19 protein-coding genes and 2 tRNA genes are annotated in these 19,533 nt (G+C 53.5%); 13 read left to right on the top strand and 8 right to left on the bottom strand.

Annotation, left to right across the window (positions count from 1 at the left end; genetic code table 11):
- The first annotated feature begins 73 nt into the window (after positions 1–73).
- Positions 74–3,490: an LAGLIDADG family homing endonuclease gene (locus E308F_RS08005; RefSeq protein WP_141264422.1), complete on the top strand. Its 3,417-nt coding sequence runs from the start codon at positions 74–76 to the stop codon at positions 3,488–3,490.
- A 3-nt stretch (positions 3,491–3,493) separates the two neighbouring features.
- Here E308F_RS08005 and E308F_RS08000 read toward each other — a convergent pair whose 3' ends face one another.
- Positions 3,494–4,138: a CBS and ACT domain-containing protein gene (locus tag E308F_RS08000; protein WP_141264421.1), complete on the bottom strand. Its 645-nt coding sequence runs from the start codon at positions 4,136–4,138 to the stop codon at positions 3,494–3,496.
- A gap of 112 nt (positions 4,139–4,250) precedes the next feature.
- Between E308F_RS08000 and E308F_RS07995 the strand changes: the two genes are divergently transcribed.
- The 3 genes from E308F_RS07995 to gltX are packed head-to-tail and all read left to right on the top strand — an operon-like array spanning position 4,251 to position 7,404.
- Positions 4,251–4,718: an HAD family hydrolase gene (locus E308F_RS07995; protein ID WP_141264420.1), complete on the top strand. Its 468-nt coding sequence runs from the start codon at positions 4,251–4,253 to the stop codon at positions 4,716–4,718.
- 44 nt (positions 4,719–4,762) lie between these two features.
- Positions 4,763–5,896: a glycosyltransferase family 4 protein gene (locus E308F_RS07990; RefSeq protein WP_141264419.1), complete on the top strand. Its 1,134-nt coding sequence runs from the start codon at positions 4,763–4,765 to the stop codon at positions 5,894–5,896.
- A 35-nt stretch (positions 5,897–5,931) separates the two neighbouring features.
- A complete protein-coding gene (gene gltX / locus E308F_RS07985; RefSeq protein WP_141264418.1) occupies positions 5,932–7,404 on the top strand; it encodes a glutamate--tRNA ligase in 1,473 nt (490 codons plus the stop codon).
- Between the two features lie 82 nt (positions 7,405–7,486).
- Here gltX and E308F_RS07980 read toward each other — a convergent pair.
- Positions 7,487–7,560: transfer RNA gene (locus E308F_RS07980), tRNA-Gln, on the bottom strand.
- Positions 7,561–7,816: 256 nt separating this feature from the next.
- Here E308F_RS07980 and E308F_RS07975 point away from each other — a divergent pair.
- The 3 genes from E308F_RS07975 (at position 7,817) to E308F_RS07965 (ending at position 10,593) form a co-directional block, all read left to right on the top strand.
- A complete protein-coding gene (locus E308F_RS07975; RefSeq protein WP_141264417.1) occupies positions 7,817–8,497 on the top strand; it encodes a response regulator transcription factor in 681 nt (226 codons plus the stop codon).
- The gene (locus tag E308F_RS07970) at positions 8,494–9,906 is read left to right on the top strand and encodes a sensor histidine kinase (RefSeq protein ID WP_141264416.1); all 1,413 of its coding nucleotides are present in this window, start codon (positions 8,494–8,496) and stop codon (positions 9,904–9,906) included. Before E308F_RS07975 ends, E308F_RS07970 begins: the two co-directional genes overlap by 4 nt.
- Before the next feature lie 81 nt (positions 9,907–9,987).
- Complete coding sequence (locus tag E308F_RS07965) at positions 9,988–10,593, top strand: hypothetical protein (protein WP_141264415.1); 606 nt, start codon at positions 9,988–9,990, stop codon at positions 10,591–10,593.
- A gap of 94 nt (positions 10,594–10,687) precedes the next feature.
- On the opposite strand, the gene E308F_RS07960 is transcribed toward E308F_RS07965, so the two are convergent.
- From E308F_RS07960 to E308F_RS07950, 3 genes are all read right to left on the bottom strand, one after another.
- Positions 10,688–11,410, bottom strand: a complete 723-nt coding sequence (locus E308F_RS07960) for an amino acid ABC transporter ATP-binding protein (RefSeq protein WP_172613736.1) — start codon at positions 11,408–11,410, stop codon at positions 10,688–10,690.
- Positions 11,397–12,110: an amino acid ABC transporter permease gene (locus E308F_RS07955; RefSeq protein WP_141264413.1), complete on the bottom strand. Its 714-nt coding sequence runs from the start codon at positions 12,108–12,110 to the stop codon at positions 11,397–11,399. Before E308F_RS07955 ends, E308F_RS07960 begins: the two co-directional genes overlap by 14 nt.
- A gap of 82 nt (positions 12,111–12,192) precedes the next feature.
- Complete coding sequence (locus E308F_RS07950) at positions 12,193–13,050, bottom strand: basic amino acid ABC transporter substrate-binding protein (protein ID WP_141264412.1); 858 nt, start codon at positions 13,048–13,050, stop codon at positions 12,193–12,195.
- Between the two features lie 146 nt (positions 13,051–13,196).
- Between E308F_RS07950 and E308F_RS07945 the strand changes: the two genes are divergently transcribed.
- From E308F_RS07945 to E308F_RS07935, 3 genes are all read left to right on the top strand, one after another.
- Positions 13,197–14,072, top strand: a complete 876-nt coding sequence (locus E308F_RS07945; RefSeq protein WP_141264411.1) for a DMT family transporter — start codon at positions 13,197–13,199, stop codon at positions 14,070–14,072.
- Between the two features lie 30 nt (positions 14,073–14,102).
- On the top strand, positions 14,103–14,966 hold the full coding sequence (locus tag E308F_RS07940; RefSeq protein ID WP_141264410.1) for a deoxyribonuclease IV: 864 nt from the start codon (positions 14,103–14,105) through the stop codon (positions 14,964–14,966).
- Between the two features lie 15 nt (positions 14,967–14,981).
- A tRNA-Glu gene (locus tag E308F_RS07935) sits at positions 14,982–15,057 on the top strand.
- 156 nt (positions 15,058–15,213) lie between these two features.
- Here the strand turns inward: E308F_RS07935 and E308F_RS07930 are convergent.
- Both E308F_RS07930 and E308F_RS15805 read right to left on the bottom strand, forming a co-directional pair.
- Positions 15,214–16,026: a Dam family site-specific DNA-(adenine-N6)-methyltransferase gene (locus E308F_RS07930; protein ID WP_141264409.1), complete on the bottom strand. Its 813-nt coding sequence runs from the start codon at positions 16,024–16,026 to the stop codon at positions 15,214–15,216.
- A 278-nt stretch (positions 16,027–16,304) separates the two neighbouring features.
- Positions 16,305–16,457: a hypothetical protein gene (locus E308F_RS15805; protein WP_172613879.1), complete on the bottom strand. Its 153-nt coding sequence runs from the start codon at positions 16,455–16,457 to the stop codon at positions 16,305–16,307.
- Between the two features lie 183 nt (positions 16,458–16,640).
- Between E308F_RS15805 and E308F_RS16650 the strand changes: the two genes are divergently transcribed.
- From E308F_RS16650 to lexA, 3 genes are all read left to right on the top strand, one after another.
- The gene (locus tag E308F_RS16650; protein WP_256370596.1) at positions 16,641–16,775 is read left to right on the top strand and encodes a hypothetical protein; all 135 of its coding nucleotides are present in this window, start codon (positions 16,641–16,643) and stop codon (positions 16,773–16,775) included.
- A gap of 103 nt (positions 16,776–16,878) precedes the next feature.
- Positions 16,879–17,286 carry a (2Fe-2S)-binding protein gene (locus tag E308F_RS07925; protein ID WP_141264408.1) on the top strand — a complete coding sequence of 136 codons (408 nt, stop codon included), beginning with the start codon at positions 16,879–16,881 and terminating at the stop codon, positions 17,284–17,286.
- A gap of 342 nt (positions 17,287–17,628) precedes the next feature.
- Positions 17,629–18,249, top strand: coding sequence for a transcriptional repressor LexA (gene lexA, locus E308F_RS07920; protein WP_141264407.1), 621 nt, complete (start codon positions 17,629–17,631; stop codon positions 18,247–18,249).
- Here the strand turns inward: lexA and E308F_RS07915 are convergent.
- Positions 18,231–19,526, bottom strand: coding sequence for an aminotransferase class I/II-fold pyridoxal phosphate-dependent enzyme (locus tag E308F_RS07915; RefSeq protein ID WP_141264406.1), 1,296 nt, complete (start codon positions 19,524–19,526; stop codon positions 18,231–18,233). The genes lexA and E308F_RS07915 overlap by 19 nt on opposite strands.
- Between the last annotated feature and the right edge of the window lie 7 nt (positions 19,527–19,533).

The following is a 19,533-nucleotide window of genomic DNA, read 5'->3' as shown; positions in this document are numbered from 1 at the left end:
ACTGGAACCAGTGGATAAAGTGGATAACTATGTAGATAACTTTCTTTTATGTCAATATATGGATGGTGACAAAATGAAATTAACGAACAATGCCCGCATAATTCTCGAAAAACGTTACCTAAAGAAAGAAAATGGTGTCCCCGTAGAAACACCGGAGGAGATGTTCCGCCGGGTGGCCAGGGCCGTAGCCGGGGCGGAAAAAATTTTTAACCCCTCATTAACAGAGGAAAAAGTGGAGGAATATACCGAGCGTTTTTACCAGCTTATGACCAGCTGGGACTTTTTACCCAACAGCCCCACCCTGATGAACGCCGGCCGGGAGCTGGGCCAGCTGTCGGCCTGCTTTGTCCTGCCGGTGGACGACAGTATGGAGGCCATCTTTACCGCGGTTAAAGACGCGGCCCTGATTCATAAAAGCGGCGGGGGGACGGGCTTTTCCTTTTCCCGCCTGCGGCCGAAAAACAGCCCCGTACGCTCTACCGGCGGGGTGGCCTCCGGACCCGTATCCTTTATGAAGGTTTTCAATGCCGCCACCGAGGCCATCAAGCAGGGAGGGACCAGGCGGGGGGCCAATATGGGAATTTTACGGGTGGATCACCCCGATATCCTGGAATTTATCAGCTGCAAGGAAAATAACAATGAACTGACCAACTTCAACATCTCCGTGGGCCTGACAAAGGAATTCATGGAAGCCCTGGCCCGGGACGATTACTATGAGCTAAAATTTGACGGTAAAGTATACCAGAAGCTGAAAGCGCAGCAGGTATTCGAGGAAATCGTAAACCATGCCTGGGCCAACGGCGAACCGGGCATCATTTTCCTGGACCGTTTGAATGAAGATAATCCCACTCCTGAACTGGGAGAGATAGAAGCCACCAACCCTTGCGTGACTGGCGATACCTGGGTGACTACAAGTGAAGGCCCGCGCCAGGTATGGGAACTGGTGGGCCGCCCCTTTACAGCAGTAGTCAACGGCCGGCCCTACGCCACAGATAAAGAAGGCTTCTTCAAGACGGCGACAAAGCCGGTCGTCAGCCTGCACACCCGGGAAGGATACAGTGTCCGGCTCACCGCTGACCACCGGGTGCTGCGCGTGGTTGAACGGACGCGCTACCGTATTGCTTCCGAATGGGTCCCGGTCAAAGAGCTGAAGCCCGGCGACCAGATTCTCCTGCATAACCACCGCCCCCTGGCAGGGTGGCCTGGCGAACTGACGGAAGGTGAAGGTTACCTCCTTGGTCTCCTGGTCGGTGACGGCGTCCTCAAGAAGGACAGCGCTATTCTTTCCGTCTGGGCCAGGGAGAAGGCAGTTGGCGACCTGCAGGCAGAAGACGGTACAGCCTCAGTCATGAAGCTGGCTTTAAGCTACGCCAGAGCATTACCCCACCGTTCCGACTTTACCGGCTGGATGGCCGTTAAAGGGCGCGACGAATTCCGCCTCAAGTCATCCAGTCTGAAAATGCTAGCCGGGCGGATGGGTATGGGGCCCGGTGTCAAGACCGTTACCCCGGCAATCGAACGTGCTTCGTCAGACGGCTACCGGGGCTTCCTACGGGGTCTGTTTGACTGCGATGCCTCGGTCCAGGGGAGCCAGCAAAAGGGCGTTAGCATCCGCCTGGCCCAGAGCAACCTTGATCTCCTGCGCACGGTACAGCGCATGCTCCTTCGCCTGGGCATTGTCAGTACCATTTATGCAGAACGGCGTCCGGCCGGTAGCCGGCCCTTGCCCGATGGTAAAGGAGGTACCCGGGAGTATGAGATCAAGGCCCAGCATGAGCTAGTCATCAGCGGGGATAACCTGGCCTTTTTCGCCGAGCGGATCGGCTTTGGCGATGTCGACAAGGCTAGGAAATTAAATTCACTACTTGCGTCTTACCGGCGAGGAATGAATCGTGAGCGCTTTACAGCCACGGTCCTTGCCATCGAAGATGACGGGATCGAAGACGTATATGACGTCCAGGTTCCCGGCATCAACGCCTTCGACGCCAACGGCATCTACGCCCATAACTGCGGGGAACAGCCTCTCTTACCTTATGAAGCCTGTAACCTTGGCTCCCTGAACCTGGCCAATATGGTCCGGGAGGGCGGCGTAGACTGGAAGAGGCTTGCGGAAACAGTTTACTGGTCGGTACGCTTCCTGGACAACGTTATTGAGATCAATGAATTCCCCCTCGAAAAGATAAAGGCCATGGTCATGGGTAACCGGAAAATCGGCCTGGGAGTCATGGGCTGGGCCGATATGCTTTTCTTGCTCCGGATTCCTTATGATACAGAAGAAGCAGTGGAGCTGGGCCGCAGAGTCATGGCCTTTATTCAAAAAGAAGCCCGCCAGGCTTCCCGGAAACTTGCGGAAGAGCGGGGCAGCTTTCCCAATATCGACAGGAGCATTTACCGGGGGCAGAAGCTCCGTAATGCCACCTGCACCACCATTGCCCCTACCGGTACCATCAGCATGATTGCCGGTACCAGTTCAGGGATAGAACCGGTTTTCGCCCTGGCCTATACTAAAAACGTTCTTGATGGCGAAAGTCTTATTGAAGTTAACCCTGTTTTCCGGGCTTATATAGAAGAAAACTTTGCCCCGAACGAGGCCAGGTTAATTTTCCAGCAAATTGCCGCTGGGACAAGTATCCATGATATCAAGCAGATCCCGCCGGATATGCGCCGGGTCTTTACCACAGCCCTGGAAATCGCCCCGGAGTGGCACATCCGCATGCAGGCCGCCTTCCAGGCCAGTACCGATAATGCCGTCTCCAAAACAGTTAATTTCCCGCCCAGCGCCACGAGGGAAGATGTGCGCCGGGTTTACGAGCTGGCCTACCAGCTAGGTTGTAAAGGGGTGACAGTTTACCGTTCCGGCAGCCGGGAACAGGAAGTGCTTGTCAGCGGCACCAAAAATATTGCTACCAAAATTCCCTCCAGCCAGAAAACCCATCCCCGGCCGCGGCCGAAACGTACCTGCGGTGTTACCGAGCAGGTTAAGACGGGCTGCGGTAAAATGTATATCACCGTCAATTATGACCAGGAGGGTTTAATCGAAACCTTTATCACCACCGGCTCTTCCGGCGGCTGCAGCGGTTTTACCGAAGGTGTCAGCCGGCTGATTTCCCTGGCCCTGCGGGCCAATATTGCCCCGGAGGCCATTATTGACCAACTCACCTCGGTAAGCTGCCCCAATTTCTTACGGCGCCGGGCCACCGATAAAAGTATAGTCGGTAAATCCTGCCCGGACATCATCGGCCGCGTCCTAGCCCAGGAGCTAAAAAATTGGCACGACCACGGTTCTTACCAACTACCATCTGATTTCAGCGCCCGCGCCCTGGCCGAGATTAGCGCTACCATTGAAAACCAGCAGCCCAGTTTCCAGCCTTTAAGCCCGGCTGAAGAAGCCGAACTCATCCAGAAAGGCATCTGCCCGGAGTGCGGTTCTAACCTCCATTTCCAGGAAGGCTGTGTCACCTGCAGTTGTGGCTTCAGTAAATGCGGTTAAATTTTAGCCGTTGTAAGAACTCACGTGAATTGCCCGGTAGCCTTCGGCTTCCAGAGCGGGTAAGAGAGCGCTGACATCATCCGTTGCCAGCCGCAGGACGACATAGGTATGGACATCGTCTTTATGGCGGTTGGCAACGTTAATAATATTGATGCCGGCGTCTGCTACCCGCCGGGCAATGTTAGCCAGGACGCCAATGCGGTCTTCTACTTCCAGGGTAACCCTCACACCCGGGCGCCGCAGGCCGAAGAGTTTAATCAAGGCCTCAAAGAGGTCGGTCTGGGTAATAATACCGACGAGCTTTTCCTTTTCCATGACCAGGAGGTTGTCGATTTTATGCTCCCGCATCAAAAGAGCCGCCTCTTCAATGGTCATATCCGGAGGAACGGTAATGGGGCGTTTAATCATGGCATCTTTAACCGTCATCTTGGCTACCAGGTAATTGACTTCAAAGGCGCTGAGAGTTGAAGCCGGGGAAGGAGAAACCCTCAAGATATCCCGTTCAGTAACCAACCCTACCAGCCGTCCATCCTGGACCACAGGTAAGCGCCGGATTTTATGCTTCTTCATTAGCTCGAGGGCATCCAGGACGGAAGTCTCCCTGGTAACTGTAATGGGATTGGGAGTCATATGGTCGCGGACAAACATCCCGGCTAACCTCCTTTGTTAATGTCTAATTAATTTTATTTCGTTTACCCTTTTATAAATCCTGCCGGCAAGCAGGAAGAACATTATAAATATTTTTGGCAGGGGAAAGCACATGCTAATTTATGAAGTACCCGGGCGCAGGATAGAAATTCACCAGGTTGTCCTGGACTTTAACGGTACCATTGCCTGCGACGGCCAGCTCCTGCCGGGGGTGGCAGGGCGCCTGCAGGCCCTGGCGGAAAGGCTTAAGGTTTATATCCTGACGGCTGATACCTTCGGCACAGCTGCCGCCGCCTGCCGGAACTTGCCGGTGGTATTAACAAAAGTCGACAGCCAGGCCGGCGGGCCGGATAAGGAACGGATAATTACGGAATTAGGAGCAGAACATACAGCTGCCATTGGCAATGGCGTCAATGATGCTCAGATGCTCGGCCGGGCCGCCTTGGGTTTGCTGGTTTTAGGACCCGAAGGAGCCGCCTTCCAGGCCATGCAACAGGCGGACATGGTTTTCACCGATATCCTGGACGCCCTTGATTTCCTCTTAAAACCCCAGCGGGTAGTAGCTACCCTGCGACCGTAGTGATATAATAAGGATAATGCCACCTGAAGAAAGGCGGCTTAAAGTTGCATATAGGTATTTTTACAGATAGTTATTTGCCATATACCAGCGGGGTAGTCAGATCCATTGTCACCTTCAGTAATGAACTACGGCGCCTGGGGCACCGGGTATCCATTTTTGCTCCCAGCTATGGTAACTCCAGGCCCGAAAAAGATATCTACCGTTTCCATTCACTAAGGGCACCAACCTTTAAAGAATTTGCCCTGGCCATCCCGGTGGCGCCGGCTTTACCCCGGGTCTTGCGGGAGTTAAGGATTGACCTTATCCATGTACATTCCCCTTTTTTAATGGGGCAACTGGGGGCACGGATGGCCAGGCAGCTGGGGTTACCGCTGGTGGCCACTTATCACACCCTTTATGAAGAATATGTGCACTATTTTCCCCTGGCACCCAGGCTGATGCGCAAAGCAGTCCGCCATTATACCGTATCTTTTTGTAACCGTTGCCAGCTGGTAATTACACCGACAGAGGTTATTACCGCTTACTTACGGGAAAACGGCGTCAAAGTACCGGTGGTTAGTATCCCCACTGGTATTGAACTGGACCGCTTTCAAAACCTCGATTCCACCTGGTTGCGCAAATACCTACAGCTGCCACCGGAGGAAATCATTCTCCTCCATGTCGGGCGCCTGGGTAAGGAAAAAAACATCACCTTTATCCTGCAGGCCTTTGCTTTTGTACACCAGCAGGTACCGGATACCCGCCTAGTTCTGGTGGGCAGCGGCCCCTTAAAGGAAACTCTGCAAAGCCAGGCCCGTTCTTTAGGAATCAACCAGGCCGTCACCTTTGCTGGGTCTTTTCCCTTTGAACAAATGCCGGCCGTCTATGCGGGGGCCGACTTGTTTATTTTTGCTTCAGTCACCGAAACCCAGGGACTGGTAATCGCGGAAGCCAAGGCTGCCGGCCTGCCGGTAGTAGCCGTTAAGGCCTACGGTGTCGAGGAAATGGTTGTCAATGAAAAAGATGGTTTTTTAACTTCGTTAGATATAAATACCTTTAGCGCCTGTGTGTTGCAATTAGTTAAGGATTTAAGCCTCCGGCGGCAGATGGGCGAACAGGCCCGTCAAAATGCCGTAGCCTTTGCAGCAGCAGCCATGGCCCGCCGCCTGGAGGCCCAGTATCAATTATTATTACGTTAAATTTAGTAAAGATATTATGATAGGAGTGTTGTCGTTTGTCGAAGGTTCGTGTCCGTTTTGCCCCCAGCCCCACCGGCAGCTTACATATCGGCGGGGCCCGTACAGCATTGTTTAACTGGCTTTTTGCCCGGCACCATGGCGGTGCCTTTATCTTGCGTATTGACGATACCGATATGGAACGTTCAACGGATATTTCCTACCGGGAAATCCTGGCTGCCATGCGCTGGCTGGGCCTGGACTGGGACGAAGGCCCTGAAAAGGGAGGCCCTTATGGACCATATCTTCAGTCCCAGCGGCTGGAGTTTTACCGCCGGGAAGCAGCACGCCTGTTAAATGAAGGTAAAGCCTACCTCTGCTACTGTACCGTGGAAGAACTCGCCGCCCGGCGTAAGATTGCCCAGGCCGAAGGTCGCCCCCCCATGTACGACCGCCGCTGCCGTTATCTTACGCCGGAAGATCGTACCCGCCTGGAGAAGGAGGGTAGGCAGCCGGTTATTCGCCTGGCGATCCCCGACCAAGGGACAACGACGGTCAGGGATATTGTTCGCGGTGAAGTTACCTTTGAGAATGATACTATCGATGATTTCATCATTGTTAAATCCAATGGCATGCCAACCTATAATTTTGCCACCGTGGTTGATGATCACTTAATGCAAATCAGCCATATCATCCGGGCAGAGGAGCACCTCTCCAATACTCCCAAACAGATACTTGTTTATGAAGCATTGGGTTATGAGATGCCGGCCTTTGCCCATGTACCCATGATCCTCGCCCCCGACCGCAGCAAGTTAAGTAAACGCCACGGTGCTACTTCGGTAGAAGAATACCGTGATGAGGGTTACCTGCCGGAAGCTATTATTAACTATCTAGCCCTGCTGGGGTGGTCTCCTGAAGGCGAAGAAGAAATTATTCCCCTGGAAAAGATGGTTGCCAGTTTTTCTCTAGAGCGGGTTTCTAAAAATGCGGCAATATATGATACCAAAAAGTTAACCTGGATTAATGGTCACTACTTGCGAGAGGGTGATCTCGACCGGATTACCCGCCTGGCCATCCCCTTTTTACAGGCTAAAGGGCTCCTTCCTGACCCGTTACCGGAGGAGGACTATGACCATGTCCGGGCTGTCATCGCTGCCGTCCGCGACCGGGTTAAGACCTTGGCCGAAGTAGCCGATGCCGCCAGTTACTTCTTTACCGATGTAACCTCCTATGAGGAAAAGGGTGTCCGCAAGTACTTCAGCAAACCAGGGGTAGCCGCATTGCTGGATGAAGCCAGGGAAGAGCTAGCAGCTTTACCCCAATTTACCGCCGCGGCAGCAGAAGAGGCCTACCGCACCCTGGCAGAAAGGAAGGAAATAAGTACGGGGCAGCTTTTCCATCCCACCCGTTTGGCAGTCACCGGCCGCACTATGGGCCCCGGCCTCTTTGAAATTCTGGAACTCCTGGGTAGGGAAACCGTCCTCGAGCGCCTGTCCCGGGCTTCCAGGTGGATCCGGGAAAACCTGGGTTAGAAAAAGGGCAGGGGGCCAGTATTAGCATACTGGCCCCCAAATAAGTAAAATCCCCTTTCCATCTGGAAAGGGGATTAAATTCTGGCTGCGGGACCAGGATTCGAACCTGGGCAACATGATCCAGAGTCATGGGTGCTACCGCTACACCATCCCGCATCGTTTTTTCCGCGCAACATGTATATTAGCACAAAACTATGTTAAAGTCAAGCGTACCCGGATTCATTTTTGGGGTTTCAGGCCAACCTGTAAGTTACAGCAATCTAACTCTATAGACAACTTAGCGCGAGCATAAGTTGCTGGCCCCTTCGACGAAGGGCAGGGCGCCCTCCCGGTCGGCATAAAACACGGGCCGCTACCCTTGACAGTATTTTAACCCCGCGTTATATTTGAAACAACTTGAGGGGTGATACTTTTGCGGACCCGCATCCTGGTTGTCGATGACGACGCCAAAATAACCTCCATGCTAAAAAGGGCTCTGACCTACGAAGGTTATGAGGTAGAAGTCGCCAGCAACGGGCATCAGGCCCTGGCCCTGGCGGCCAGCCAGCCCGATCTCATTATCCTTGATATCATGCTGCCCGGCATTGACGGTCTAGCCGTATGCCGGCAGTTGCGGGCCCACAGTGATATTCCCATCCTCATGCTGACGGCTCGGGATGATACCGCCGACCGGGTCCTGGGCCTGGATACCGGAGCCGACGACTACCTGGTTAAACCCTTCGCCCTGGAAGAACTGCTCGCTCGCATCCGCGCCCTCCTGCGGCGACGGTCGCGGGGCAAAGAGGCAGAAATCCTCCAGTACAGCGATTTATCCTTAAATACTGCCACCCGGGAGGGAAAAAGGGGAGGACGCACCTTCACCCTCACGGCCAAGGAATATGAACTCCTGGCTTATTTCCTGCAAAATCCCCTCCGGGTCCTTACCCGCGACGAACTCATGACTCGCATCTGGGGTTATGATTTCAGCGGCGAATCCAACGTCCTGGAAGTTTACATTGGTTATTTACGTTCCAAGTTGGAAGCCGGGGGCGAACCGCGCCTCATCCAGACGGTCCGCGGGGTGGGCTACGTCCTTAAGGAGCAACAGCCATGACCCTGCGCTGGCGTCTAACCCTTTTAGTCACTGTTATCCTGACCCTCACCTTTCTCGTTCTGGGAAGCCTGGTCTATATTCTCATGGGCCGCTATCTGACCAGCGCCATTGATCGTTCCCTGGCCTTCCGCGCCAAGGAGGTTATCAGTTCTATAAAAGTTGAAAGCAATTTCCTGCGCCAGCAGCGCATCACCCTGCCCGATGTTAATGTCTTTGCTGCACCCGATATCTTTTTGCAAGTAGTCGATAGGGAGGGCTTTGTCGTTACCAGATCCAGCAATCTAGGTCGCCAGACCCTGCCCGTAGGACCCCAAACCTTAATCCAGGCCCACCAGGGAATTGATTTCTTTACCACGGAGTCTATTGATAATTACCCCTTAAGGATTTATAATGTTCCTCTTTTGCTCAAGGGCCAGCCGGTGGGCATACTGCAGGTAGCCCGTCTCCTCAGTCCCGTAAAAAAAACCTTGAGTGACCTGCGGCGGGTACTTATCTTCCTGGGCCTGGTTGCTGTTTTGATTGCCACCATCCTGGGATATATCCTGGCCCGGGCAGCCCTCAGGCCCATTGAGCGCCTGACCCAGGTAGCGGCCCAAATAGGGGAGGGAAGGGACCTGGCCCAGCGCGTCCCCTACCATGGCCCCATGGACGAGATCGGCCGGCTGGCGGCTACCTTTAATGCCATGCTGGGGCGCCTGCAAAGAGCCTACACCCGGCTGGAGGAAGCCTACAGCGCCCAGCGCCGCTTTGTCGCCGATGCTTCCCATGAACTGCGTACTCCCCTGACTACCATTCGCGGCAACATCGATTTATTGCGCAAAATGAAGGGTGCCGACATGGCCACCCAGGAAGAAGCCCTGGCCGATATTGCCAGCGAAGCTGAACGCATGAGCCGCCTGGTCAATGATCTCCTCACCCTGGCCCGGGCGGACGCCGGGCTGGAAATCAAACGCGAGCCCCTGGAAATAGCCGGGCTTTTACAGGAAATAGTCCGCCAGGCTCCCCTGCTGGGCGAGGCAACTTTTACAGCCAGGGGCCTTGAAAGCCTCACCGGACAGCAGGTTCTGGGCAACCGGGATTATTTAAAGCAGCTGCTCTTTATCTTGCTGGACAACGCTTTTAAATATACTCCTGCCGGAGGCAGGATCGAGCTGGCGGCAGCAGTTGAACATGAAAAACTGATAATCCAGGTGAAAGATACCGGTCCCGGCATTGCTCCTGAGGATCTGGAGCACATTTTTGAACGTTTTTACCGCGCCGACGCCACCCGGAGCAGCGGCGGTACCGGCCTGGGGCTGGCCATAGCCCGCTGGATTGTCGAGCAACACCAGGGGGAGATCAAGGTAGAAAGCAGGGTAGGGGAGGGCACCACTTTCATGGTTATCCTCCCGTTGTTAAAGGCCATATAATTTCTTATCATTTTCTCAGGTTAATTTCATCTTTTTCTTAACAGAAGTGGATAAAATAAACTCCAGGAAGGAGGTGAAATCTTGACTAAAATCAAAAAGCGCTTCAGCCTGGTTTTAATCCTGGTGCTGGTCATAAGCCTGGTTGCTGCCGGTGTGGCCATGGCCCAGGCCAATCCTTCTTCCCAGCCCGGGGCCAGCCTGAAACAGCTCTACCTGGAAAAGCTGGCTGCTAACCTGGGGATAGATGTAAGCCGGCTTCAGGAAGCCATGAAAAACGCCGGGCAGCAGGCTGTGGAAGCCGCCCAGGCGTCCGGTTTAATCGACAGCGACAAAGCCCAGAAGCTGCAAAAAGCCCTGGAAGAGGGGTACTGGCCCGGGTTTGGCGGTTTTAAGCGGCCCGCCCACGGTTGGGGATACAAATTTGGCGACGAAATCGCCACCGCCCTGGGAATTACGCCGCAGGAGTTGCGCCAGGAAATCCAGGCTGGCAAAACCCTGGAGCAAATAGCAACGGAAAAGGGCCTGACCCTGGCCCAGCTTAAAGAAAAGTTAATTAATGAAGCTAAAACCCAATTAGATCAGGCTGTAGCCAGCGGCAAGCTGACACGCGATAAGGCCGATAAAATTTTAAACAATCTAGAGCAAATGGACCTGAGCAAATTTTTCCAGCACAAGCAGCCCCGTTAGCGTTCCTCTCACACCTCCTCTAGCCATAGATAAACTTTAAAGCCACCACGGTATTTCCGGCGGTGGCTTTTTTTGCATGTTCAAAGTTAAAATATCAAAGAATTTTACTCAGGAACGCCCTGGTGCGCGGGTTCTGGCAATTATTAAAGATCTGGTCCGGTGTTCCTTCTTCAACAATCAAACCCCCATCCATAAAGAACACCCGGTCGCCTACTTCTCGGGCAAAACCCATTTCATGGGTTACAACCACCATGGTCATGCCCTCCCGGGCCAGATCTTTCATTACTGCCAGTACCTCGCCGACCATTTCCGGGTCCAGGGCCGAGGTGGGTTCATCAAAGAGCATTACCTTGGGCTGCATGGCCAGGGCGCGGGCAATGGCTACCCGCTGCTGCTGGCCTCCCGAGAGCTGTTCGGGGTAAGAATCGGCTTTATCGCTTAAACCCACCCTGGCCAACAGTTCCCGGGCCAGTTTTTCAGCCTGGGCAGCTGGCAGGCGGCGCACCTTAATAGGTGCCAGGGTTATATTCTCCAGCACCGTCTTATGGGGAAAAAGATTAAAGCGCTGGAAGACCATACCTACTTCCTGCCGCACGGCATTAATATCGGTCCGGGGATCCGTCAGAGAGATGCCGTCAATAATGATCTCCCCCCGGGTGGGTATTTCCAGTAAGTTGAGACAGCGGAGAAAGGTGCTTTTCCCGGAGCCGCTGGGACCGATGACGACTACAACCTCTCTGGGGGCAATTGTACAGTTAATCCCACGCAAAACTTCCAGGGAGCCGAAACTCTTGTGGAGGTCTCTAACCTCGATCATGGTCACCGGTCCTCAGCCTCCTTTCCAGATAATCCACCAGGCGGGAGATGGTAAAGGTCATAACTAAATAAATAAGGGCCACCGCAAAGTAGACCTCAAGAGGTCTGAAGGTAGCGGCGCTAATCAGCTGCCCATGGCGGGTCAATTCCACGTAACCGATAACGGAGAGAAGAGAGGTATCCTTGAGCATAGCGATAAATTCATTACCTAAAGGTGGAATAACTCTCTTGAAGGCCTGGGGCAGGACGATATACCGCATGGTCTGCCTTTCCGTCATGCCCAGGGAACGGGCCGCCTCCACCTGGCCTCTTTCAATGGATTGAATACCGGCCCGGAAAATCTCGGCCACATAGGCGCCGCTATTCAGGCTGGTAGATACCGTAGCAGCCACAAAGACAGGGATGTGGGTGGTTTGTAAGAGCTGGGGCAAGCCAAAGTGGGTCATTAAAAACTGTTGCCCTTCATTCAGTAACTGGGGAAAGCCATAATACACAATAAAGATCTGGACCAGTAAAGGCGTACCCCGGAAAAAATCAACATAACACGTAGCCAGAAAACTGGTCAGCCGCCGGCGGGAGAGGCGACCCAACCCGGCAATAAGCCCGAAAACGCACCCTAATGAAACGGCAACCAGGGTTATCTTTAAAGTTTGCACGGCCCCCAGCAATAAATAGGGCAGGGATTGGATAACTAAGCCCAAAAAAATTTCACCTCACTAGACCCGGAACAGCAGTATGCGTAACACCGGACGGTGTTACGCATACTGTTTGATTCCCAGGAACTTATTGTATCTGCTGCGGCGGTTCGCCGGGCAGGAAAGCAGGCGGCTCTTGGCCGAACCACTTCTTATAAATCTCAGCATACTGGCCACTGGCCTTAAGGGCCTTTAAGCCGTCATTGATCTTCTGCAAGACTTCCGGTTTACCTTTGGGAACGGCAATACCGTAGTACTCAGCCGACCTTACATCGCCAACAATCTTGATATCTTTATTGCCCTGCTGGATATAATAGGCGGTAACAGGCAGGTCATTTACCACAGCGTCGACACCGCCATTTTTCAGTTCCAGGAAGACATCCGGTACTTTATCCAGTTCAGTGACTTTGGCCCCGGGGATCTTTTTCGCTTCTTTGGCACCGGTGGTACCGATCTGGACGGCAATCTTTTTGCCCTTTAAATCATCAAAGCCCTTGATGGTATTGTTATCCGCCTTTACCGCCACCACCAGTCCCGACTGGTAGTAGGGAAGGGAAAAATCTACTGCTTTTTTGCGTTCATCATCAATGCTGATCCCGGAGATGGCCAGGTCGACGTTGTTGGTCTGCAGGGCCGTAATTATACCATCAAAGCCCATTTCTTTAATTTCCACATCAAAGCCGGCTACCTGGCCGATGGCCTTGATCAGGTCGACATCGAAACCGGTAAAATCACCCGTCTTCATATCCCGGAATTCAAAGGGCGCAAAGGTAGCTTCCAGAGCTACAGAATATTTGGGCCTGCTGGAGGTGCTGGTACCGGAAGCGGCTGGCTTGGTTTGTGTATCAGGACCTTTTTCCTGGGAAGCGCCGCTGCCGCAGCCGGCCAGGCCAGCGACTAAAAACACCAGCACCAGTAAGCTAAATATCTTTTGCCACGCCTTCATGAACTTTTTCCTCCTTATACAAATTATCACTTGCCACCGGGCAACAATCTAATATTTATTCGCTTTAATTAATAAAAATCCTGCCGCGGTAGGTTAATTCTTGACAGGTTATCGCTGGAAATGGATAATAAAATCGGTGAGTTGCATTGCCAAAACAGCTCCTGGCTGATACCGCCCTTTTACTGGTAACCTTTATCTGGGGAACTACTTTTGTAGCCGTGCAGCGGGCTTTAACCGGTATCGGGCCTTTATATTTTGTCGCCCTGCGCTTCCTGCTGGCCTTTATTTTTTTAGCCCTTGTAGCCTGGCGGCACTGGTTTGCCATTGACCGGTTTACCTTGGTTAACGGCAGCCTGGTGGGCCTTTTTTTAAGTGGGGGTTATATCTTTCAAACCCTGGGCCTAAAGTTTACATCAGCAGCCGGCGCCGGTTTTATCACCGGTTTATCGGTAGTCCTCGTACCCCTGTTAAGCGCTATTTTCTACCGTAACTTACCAGGTGCCTTCACCATAACCGGTGCCTTTACCGCAACCATTGGCCTGGCTCTCCTGACTTTAAATGCGGGTTTAGCCTTTAATCCCGGTGATTTTCTGGTCCTCCTGGGCGCCCTTTGTTTTGCCGGCCAGATTTTACTGGTAGACCGTTATGCCAGCCGCCATAACTCCTTGCTCTTTACCGGCGTGCAGCTGGGCACCGTTGCCGTAGTTGCTTTTTTGCTGGCCCTCCCCGGTGAAAGGTTACCGGCCAGGTTTACTCCCGCCGTCTGGCAGGCGTTCCTGCTTACAGCCCTGCCGGCCACCTCCCTGGCCTACCTCATTCAAAACAAAGTCCAGCAGTTTACCACCGCCGCCCATACAGCCATTATCTTCACCATGGAACCCGTTTTTGCCGCCCTGGCAGCCTATCGCTGGGGCCAGGAGACCCTTACCTGGCGCCAGGGGGCCGGTTGCCTGTTCATCCTGGCCGGCATGCTCCTAGCGGTGATTGAGGATAATAACAATGTCCAGTTTCGAAAAATGTGATAATCATTAGACCCGGAGGAAGGCATGAAAATGCTACGCCTGGGAGCCCACCTTTCCATAGCGAAGGGATTGCCGAAAACCGTAACTATGGCCGCAGAGATAAAGGCCAATACCTTCCAGTATTTCACCCGCAACCCCCGCGGCGGCGCGGCCAGGGAAATCCCACCTTCAGAAATAGCCACCTGGCAGGAGGCCAGACAAAGGGCCGGCCTCTATCCCATTGCCGGCCACCTGCCCTATACCGTCAACCTGGGAGCTGTGCCAGGCAGGCAGCAGGAATTTGCCCGTATGGTACTTCATGATGACACCTTGAGGGTGGCTGCTATCGGGGGCGAATACCTGATCACTCACCCCGGCCATTACGAAGGCGACCGCGAGGCCGCTTTGGAGAGGATTATCCAGGTGATCAAAGAGTCCTATTTAAGTATCCCCGGTCCGGTCCCAATGCTTTTACTGGAAACTATGGCCGGTCAGGGAAAAGAATTAGGTTCCCTCGAGGATTTGCGTTACATCCTGGCGGGCCTGAACTGGCCGGATAGGGTGGGTGTTTGCCTGGACTCGGCCCATCTATTCGCCGCCGGGTGGGACCTGCGAACCCCATCAGGCTGCCGGCAACTGGTAAAAGAGTTAGAAGCAGAGATCGGCCTGGAGCGAATCAGGGTCATGCATTTAAACGATTCCCTGGTACCCCTGGGCAGTCACCGGGATCGCCATGCCGGTATCGGCAGGGGAGAACTGGGGGAGCAGGGGATAGCTGCTATTGTCAATGATCCTTTTCTTCGTAAGTTAACCATGCTTTTAGAAACACCGGTAAGCAACTATAAAGAATACGGGTCTGAAATTGCCCTGGTGCAAAAACTATGTCTTGACGGCTCATGGGAATCTGTGCTATAATAAATACCGGGTTGAGGCCCTATCGTCTAGTGGCCTAGGACGCCGCCCTCTCACGGCGGTAACCGGGGTTCGAATCCCCGTAGGGCTACCATTCCTTAAATTCGAGGCTTCAGCCGGATTAGCCCCCTAAAAGAGAGCGGTAACGCTAGAAGGGGGCTATTTTCGTGGGCAAAATTGTCGAGGTCAGTTCTAATTTTCCATGGCGGGACAAGCAAAAGGCGCGAGTCATTGGCATATCCAATCTAAGTCATAGCCTTGCCCCCTCGAAAAGGGCCAGCACTTCGCCGACCTTGCCACGGTTGTTCCCATCACAGCTGATGGACCGCTGGACCTGGATCCTGGTTATACTGGCCGATTGATAGGCTTTGTTGGTAAACTCAGTCTCATGGTTGGAGATGAGGACCGGTATGCCCGCCTGCGAAAGCTCTATAGCAAGCCGGGCCAGCTCCGCCTGCTGGTCCATGGAAAAGCCACCGGCGCTGTAGGTAGTGAAGTTGGCGGTCTCGGAAAGCGGCACGTAGGGAGGGTCGCAGTAGAAGACGTCCCCGGGTCGGGCCGCGGCCATAACCTCGGTGAAATCAGCCACAGTAAACTCAGCATCCCGCGACTTCTGGTAGAAGTACCTCATCTCGGCTTCCGGGAAGTAGGGCCTTCTATACTGGCCGAAGGGCACGTTATAGCTACCTTGCGCGTTGTAGCGGACCAGCCCGTTGTAGCCGTGACGGTTAAGGTAGACCAGCAGGGCCGACTTCAGCACGACGTCTTTCGTGTTATTGAAGGTTTCCCGCAGTTCGTAGTACCTTTCCGGCGTGTTATTCTTCGGAACGAAGAAGGAGCGGCAGTACCGGATAAATTCTTCTCCCTGGGACTGGAGCGTGCGGTAGAGGTTGATGAGGTCAGCATTGCTGTCACTCAGCCAGTAGGCCGGGTAGTCGGTGTTAAGGAAGACCGCGCCGGACCCGGCGAAGGGCTCCACCAGGCGTTTGCCTTTAGGCAACCTGGCCCTGATCGCGTTGACGATCCGGTACTTGCCGCCCGGCCACTTAAGAAAAGGGCGCACTAACGAAGACACCTCCTTGAGCTTACTTATATAATAGCACAGGTGGCATCGGTTGTGGTTTTATCGGTATATTGCAAAATTTTATTTTACTTCGGTAATATAGGCGGGGCAAACCCAGAGCTGCCGTAGAGAGCTTCAAAAGCTGCGGGGGTAAAAAAACCTCATGCAGGCAGGCTCTGCCGCTATTGTCGACCGTCCCGCCCAGGTATATAAAAGTAGCAAGAAACTGGAAGTAGGTTGAAAAAATCGGTAAGAAAAGGAGGGGGCTTAGCCCCCGGCTAGCCGACTGGTTCTTGTTGCTGGCGTCGTCGCAACCATATACTTAACAAGTAACCATCCAGCAAGCCCATGGGGTAAGCCAGTAAGGTGAGCCACCAGGGCCAGCCGCGCCGCTGAGGGCGCGACCCCATGGTAAAACGGGCTCGGAACACCTGAAATCCCCCCTTTAAGCTTATTATCATACCTGAGGGCAGTGTCTATTCTCTATTTCATTAACATAATACCGGGAATTGCCTGGGTAGAGGCAAGGTAAGGTATATAAACTAGCGATAGGAATTGCTTCATAGTTCCAAGGCCCGTCTTTTACTCAATAATTAGCAAGGGGGTGGAAAGAGATGCCCAGGCGTTTTAAACTCAGCCGTAACGGCCCCAATCAGGACCGCCGTTCAAAAGTAAGGGCCAGGGAGCTTCATCACATCCGCGGCAACCAGGTTATAATTGATCCCGAACGGGGCCCGGAAAATAAATAATAGGAAATAAATAATAAAAGGAGTATAATATAAGCTGGTCCTGGACTTTACCCGGGATAGACGGGCCAGCTTTTTAATACATAAAAGAAAGGAAGTACTCATAATGACGCATGAAGTTTGCGGTGGTAAAGGCAGGGAAGCTGCTACGGCTTGCCCGGTCTGTGGTACAAAGGGGCAAAAAGTTCCGGAGATTACGGTAGCTAGTTTACTTAATACGCCAGCAGCGGCATCTTTAAAGGCTATCCAGTACAATTTATGCCTGTCATCATCATGTAACGTTGTCTACTACGGCGACAACGGCACCGTTTTTACCAAGGAAAATGTCCGCGTACCGGTCTGGTTTAAAGAAGAATCGCCCCGGATAATCTGCTACTGTAATAACGTTACGGATAATGAGATATTGGCTCACATAGTAACCCGGCAATGCTGCCACAGTTTAAAGGACATCCGGGAACATACGGGTGCCAACGCCGGTCATGACTGCCTTACCCAAAACCCCGCCGGAACCTGATGTGGCCCGGCGGTGCAATCGGTGATTGCCCGGGGATTAGCTATGCGTGCTGACAAATAAACCGGTCCAGGCACCGGTTTATTTGTTATTCTCATTGCTCATCCTGCAAGCCCCCTCATTAGTTTACATAATAATTATTATAGGAAGTTATAGTTTCTTAAACCATACCGCCTCCCTCATTTACCCTGCTCATCTTTGAGCTGTCAACTACCGGCTGCCCCTCAGCTTTGTAAAGGGCTCCATCCAAATAGCAGCAAATATTTATTTTTATATATCGAACGGTTGTTTACAGGATAAAAATATGTTAGGATAAGTTAGAGCTTGATCCAGGAGGGATTGAGGGTGTCATCCGATTTAACGCCCCGGCAGGAAATGGTCCTTAACTATATCCGCCATTTTATCGAAGTGCACGGTTACCCACCTACAGTGCGGGACATTTGCCGGGCTACCGGGCTACGTTCCAGTTCTACCGTTCACGGTCATTTAAACCGGCTGGAGAAAAAGGGTTACATCCGCCGCGATCCCACCCGTTCCCGGGCCATTGAAATCCTTACCCCCCACCCGGGACTACCCCATACATCCAGAAATATAGTTTCCATCCCCTTGCTGGGCAAAATTACCGCCGGGCAGCCCATTCTGGCCGTAGAAAATATCGAAGAAGTCTTTCCTCTCTCCTCCGAACTTGCTGGTAGTGAAGACGCTTTTATGCTCCAGGTCCAGGGCGACAGCATGATCGAAGCGGGTATCCTGGAGGGCGATTACCTCATCGTCAGGCCCCAGGACAGAGCCGAAAACGGGGATATTGTCGTTGCTCTCCTCGGCGACGAAGCTACCGTTAAATATTTCTACCGCTATGAAGACCATATAGAACTGGTTCCCGCCAACAGCCGCCTGCAGCCCATCAAAACCCGGGAAGTAAGCATTCTGGGTAAAGTCATCGGCCTTTACCGCCGTTTCTCTTGAAGCAAACCCCGGTTTATCAATTCCTGGGCTGCCATGAGGAGGGCGATGCGGGTATAGGGATAGGCCTGTCCCCCCTGGAGAAAAACGGCATAGGGCGGCCTTAAGGGACCGTCGGCGCTGAGTTCAATGGAAGACCCCTGGATAAAGGTGCCCCCGGCCATAATGACCTCGTCCTTATAACCGGGCAAAAGGGCCGGTTCCGGCAGCGTACCTGCCTCTACCGGGGAACCCCTTTGCAGTCCCTGGCAAAAGGCCAGTAATGCTTCCTTTTTCTCCAGGATAATACACTGGACGATATCCCGCCGCCGTTCCCCGGGCAGGGGATCAACGTTAAAGCCCAGGTCCCGGAAAAAGGCAGCCGCGACGATGGCTCCCGTTAGGGCTTCCCTGACCACCAGGGGCGCCAGGTATAAGCCCTGGTAGTAAAGGCGTTTCTCAGTAAAGGCCCCCAGCTCACCACCGAGGCCGGGGGCGGTAAGGCGCGCCGCCACCACCTCTACCAGGTCTTCCCGGCCCACTATGTACCCGCCCCCCGGCGCCAGGCCGCCGCCGGGGTTTTTAATTAAAGAACCTACCACCAGATCGGCGCCCACCTCGCCCGGCTCCTTATCCTCTACTAACTCCCCGTAACAGTTATCTACCAGGCAGACGCTTTCCCGGTTGGCCTCTTTAATGGTGCCGACAATCCGGGCAATCTCCTCAATACCCAGGGAAGGACGTAAGCTATAGCCCCGGGAACGCTGGATAAGGCACAGGCGGGGCCTGAGGCTGGTTACCGCTTCGCCGATTTTAACCAAGTCAGGCCGGCCCCTGGTGTCCAGGGCCACTTCGGCGTATTTTATCCCCCATTCTCTTAAGCTTCCTGCAACCCGTGGGCCAAGGCCGATGACCGTAGCCAGGGTATCGTAGGGGCGCCCACAGGCGGAGAGCAAGGTGTCTCCTGGTCGCAGGAGGGCGCTTAAAGCCAGGGTCAGGGCGTGGGTGCCGGAAACAATCTGCGGGCGAACCAGCGCGGCATTGCCGCCAAAAATGCTGGCAAAAAGCCGCTCCAGGGTGGAACGCCCCAGGTCGCCGTAGCCATATCCCGTAGAATCCTGGAAATGGTACTCGTTTACCTCGTGTTTTTGAAAGGCCCGGAGGACCTTGAAGTGGTTCCGGTCACTGACGGCATTTACGGCCGCGATTGCTTCCCGGCTATTATTTTCGGCTTCCTCTAGCTTCTCTACCAGCCAGGGGGCAACGGGAAAAAAACTGGATATATCTTTGTACCAGTCCAATTCTTTT

Source organism: Moorella sp. E308F, from assembly GCF_006538365.1.
In the GTDB taxonomy this organism is placed as follows: domain Bacteria; phylum Bacillota; class DSM-521; order Neomoorellales; family Neomoorellaceae; genus Neomoorella.
The sequence above is the reverse complement of the archived record's forward strand: the minus strand, read 5'-3'. Positions and strand labels throughout refer to the sequence as shown.

Excerpts from the sequence above, each read along its gene's own strand:
- E308F_RS07995 (WP_141264420.1), top strand. The coding sequence starts at position 4,251 with ATGCTAATTTATGAAGTACCCGGGCGCAGGATAGAAATTCACCAGGTT.
- E308F_RS07925 (WP_141264408.1), top strand. The coding sequence starts at position 16,879 with ATGACGCATGAAGTTTGCGGTGGTAAAGGCAGGGAAGCTGCTACGGCT.
- E308F_RS07970 (WP_141264416.1), top strand. The coding sequence starts at position 8,494 with ATGACCCTGCGCTGGCGTCTAACCCTTTTAGTCACTGTTATCCTGACC.
- E308F_RS07960 (WP_172613736.1), bottom strand. The coding sequence starts at position 11,410 with ATGATCGAGGTTAGAGACCTCCACAAGAGTTTCGGCTCCCTGGAAGTT.
- E308F_RS07940 (WP_141264410.1), top strand. The coding sequence starts at position 14,103 with ATGCTACGCCTGGGAGCCCACCTTTCCATAGCGAAGGGATTGCCGAAA.
- E308F_RS08005 (WP_141264422.1), top strand. The coding sequence starts at position 74 with ATGAAATTAACGAACAATGCCCGCATAATTCTCGAAAAACGTTACCTA.
- E308F_RS08000 (WP_141264421.1), bottom strand. The coding sequence starts at position 4,138 with ATGTTTGTCCGCGACCATATGACTCCCAATCCCATTACAGTTACCAGG.
- E308F_RS07950 (WP_141264412.1), bottom strand. The coding sequence starts at position 13,050 with ATGAAGGCGTGGCAAAAGATATTTAGCTTACTGGTGCTGGTGTTTTTA.
- E308F_RS16650 (WP_256370596.1), top strand. The coding sequence starts at position 16,641 with ATGCCCAGGCGTTTTAAACTCAGCCGTAACGGCCCCAATCAGGACCGC.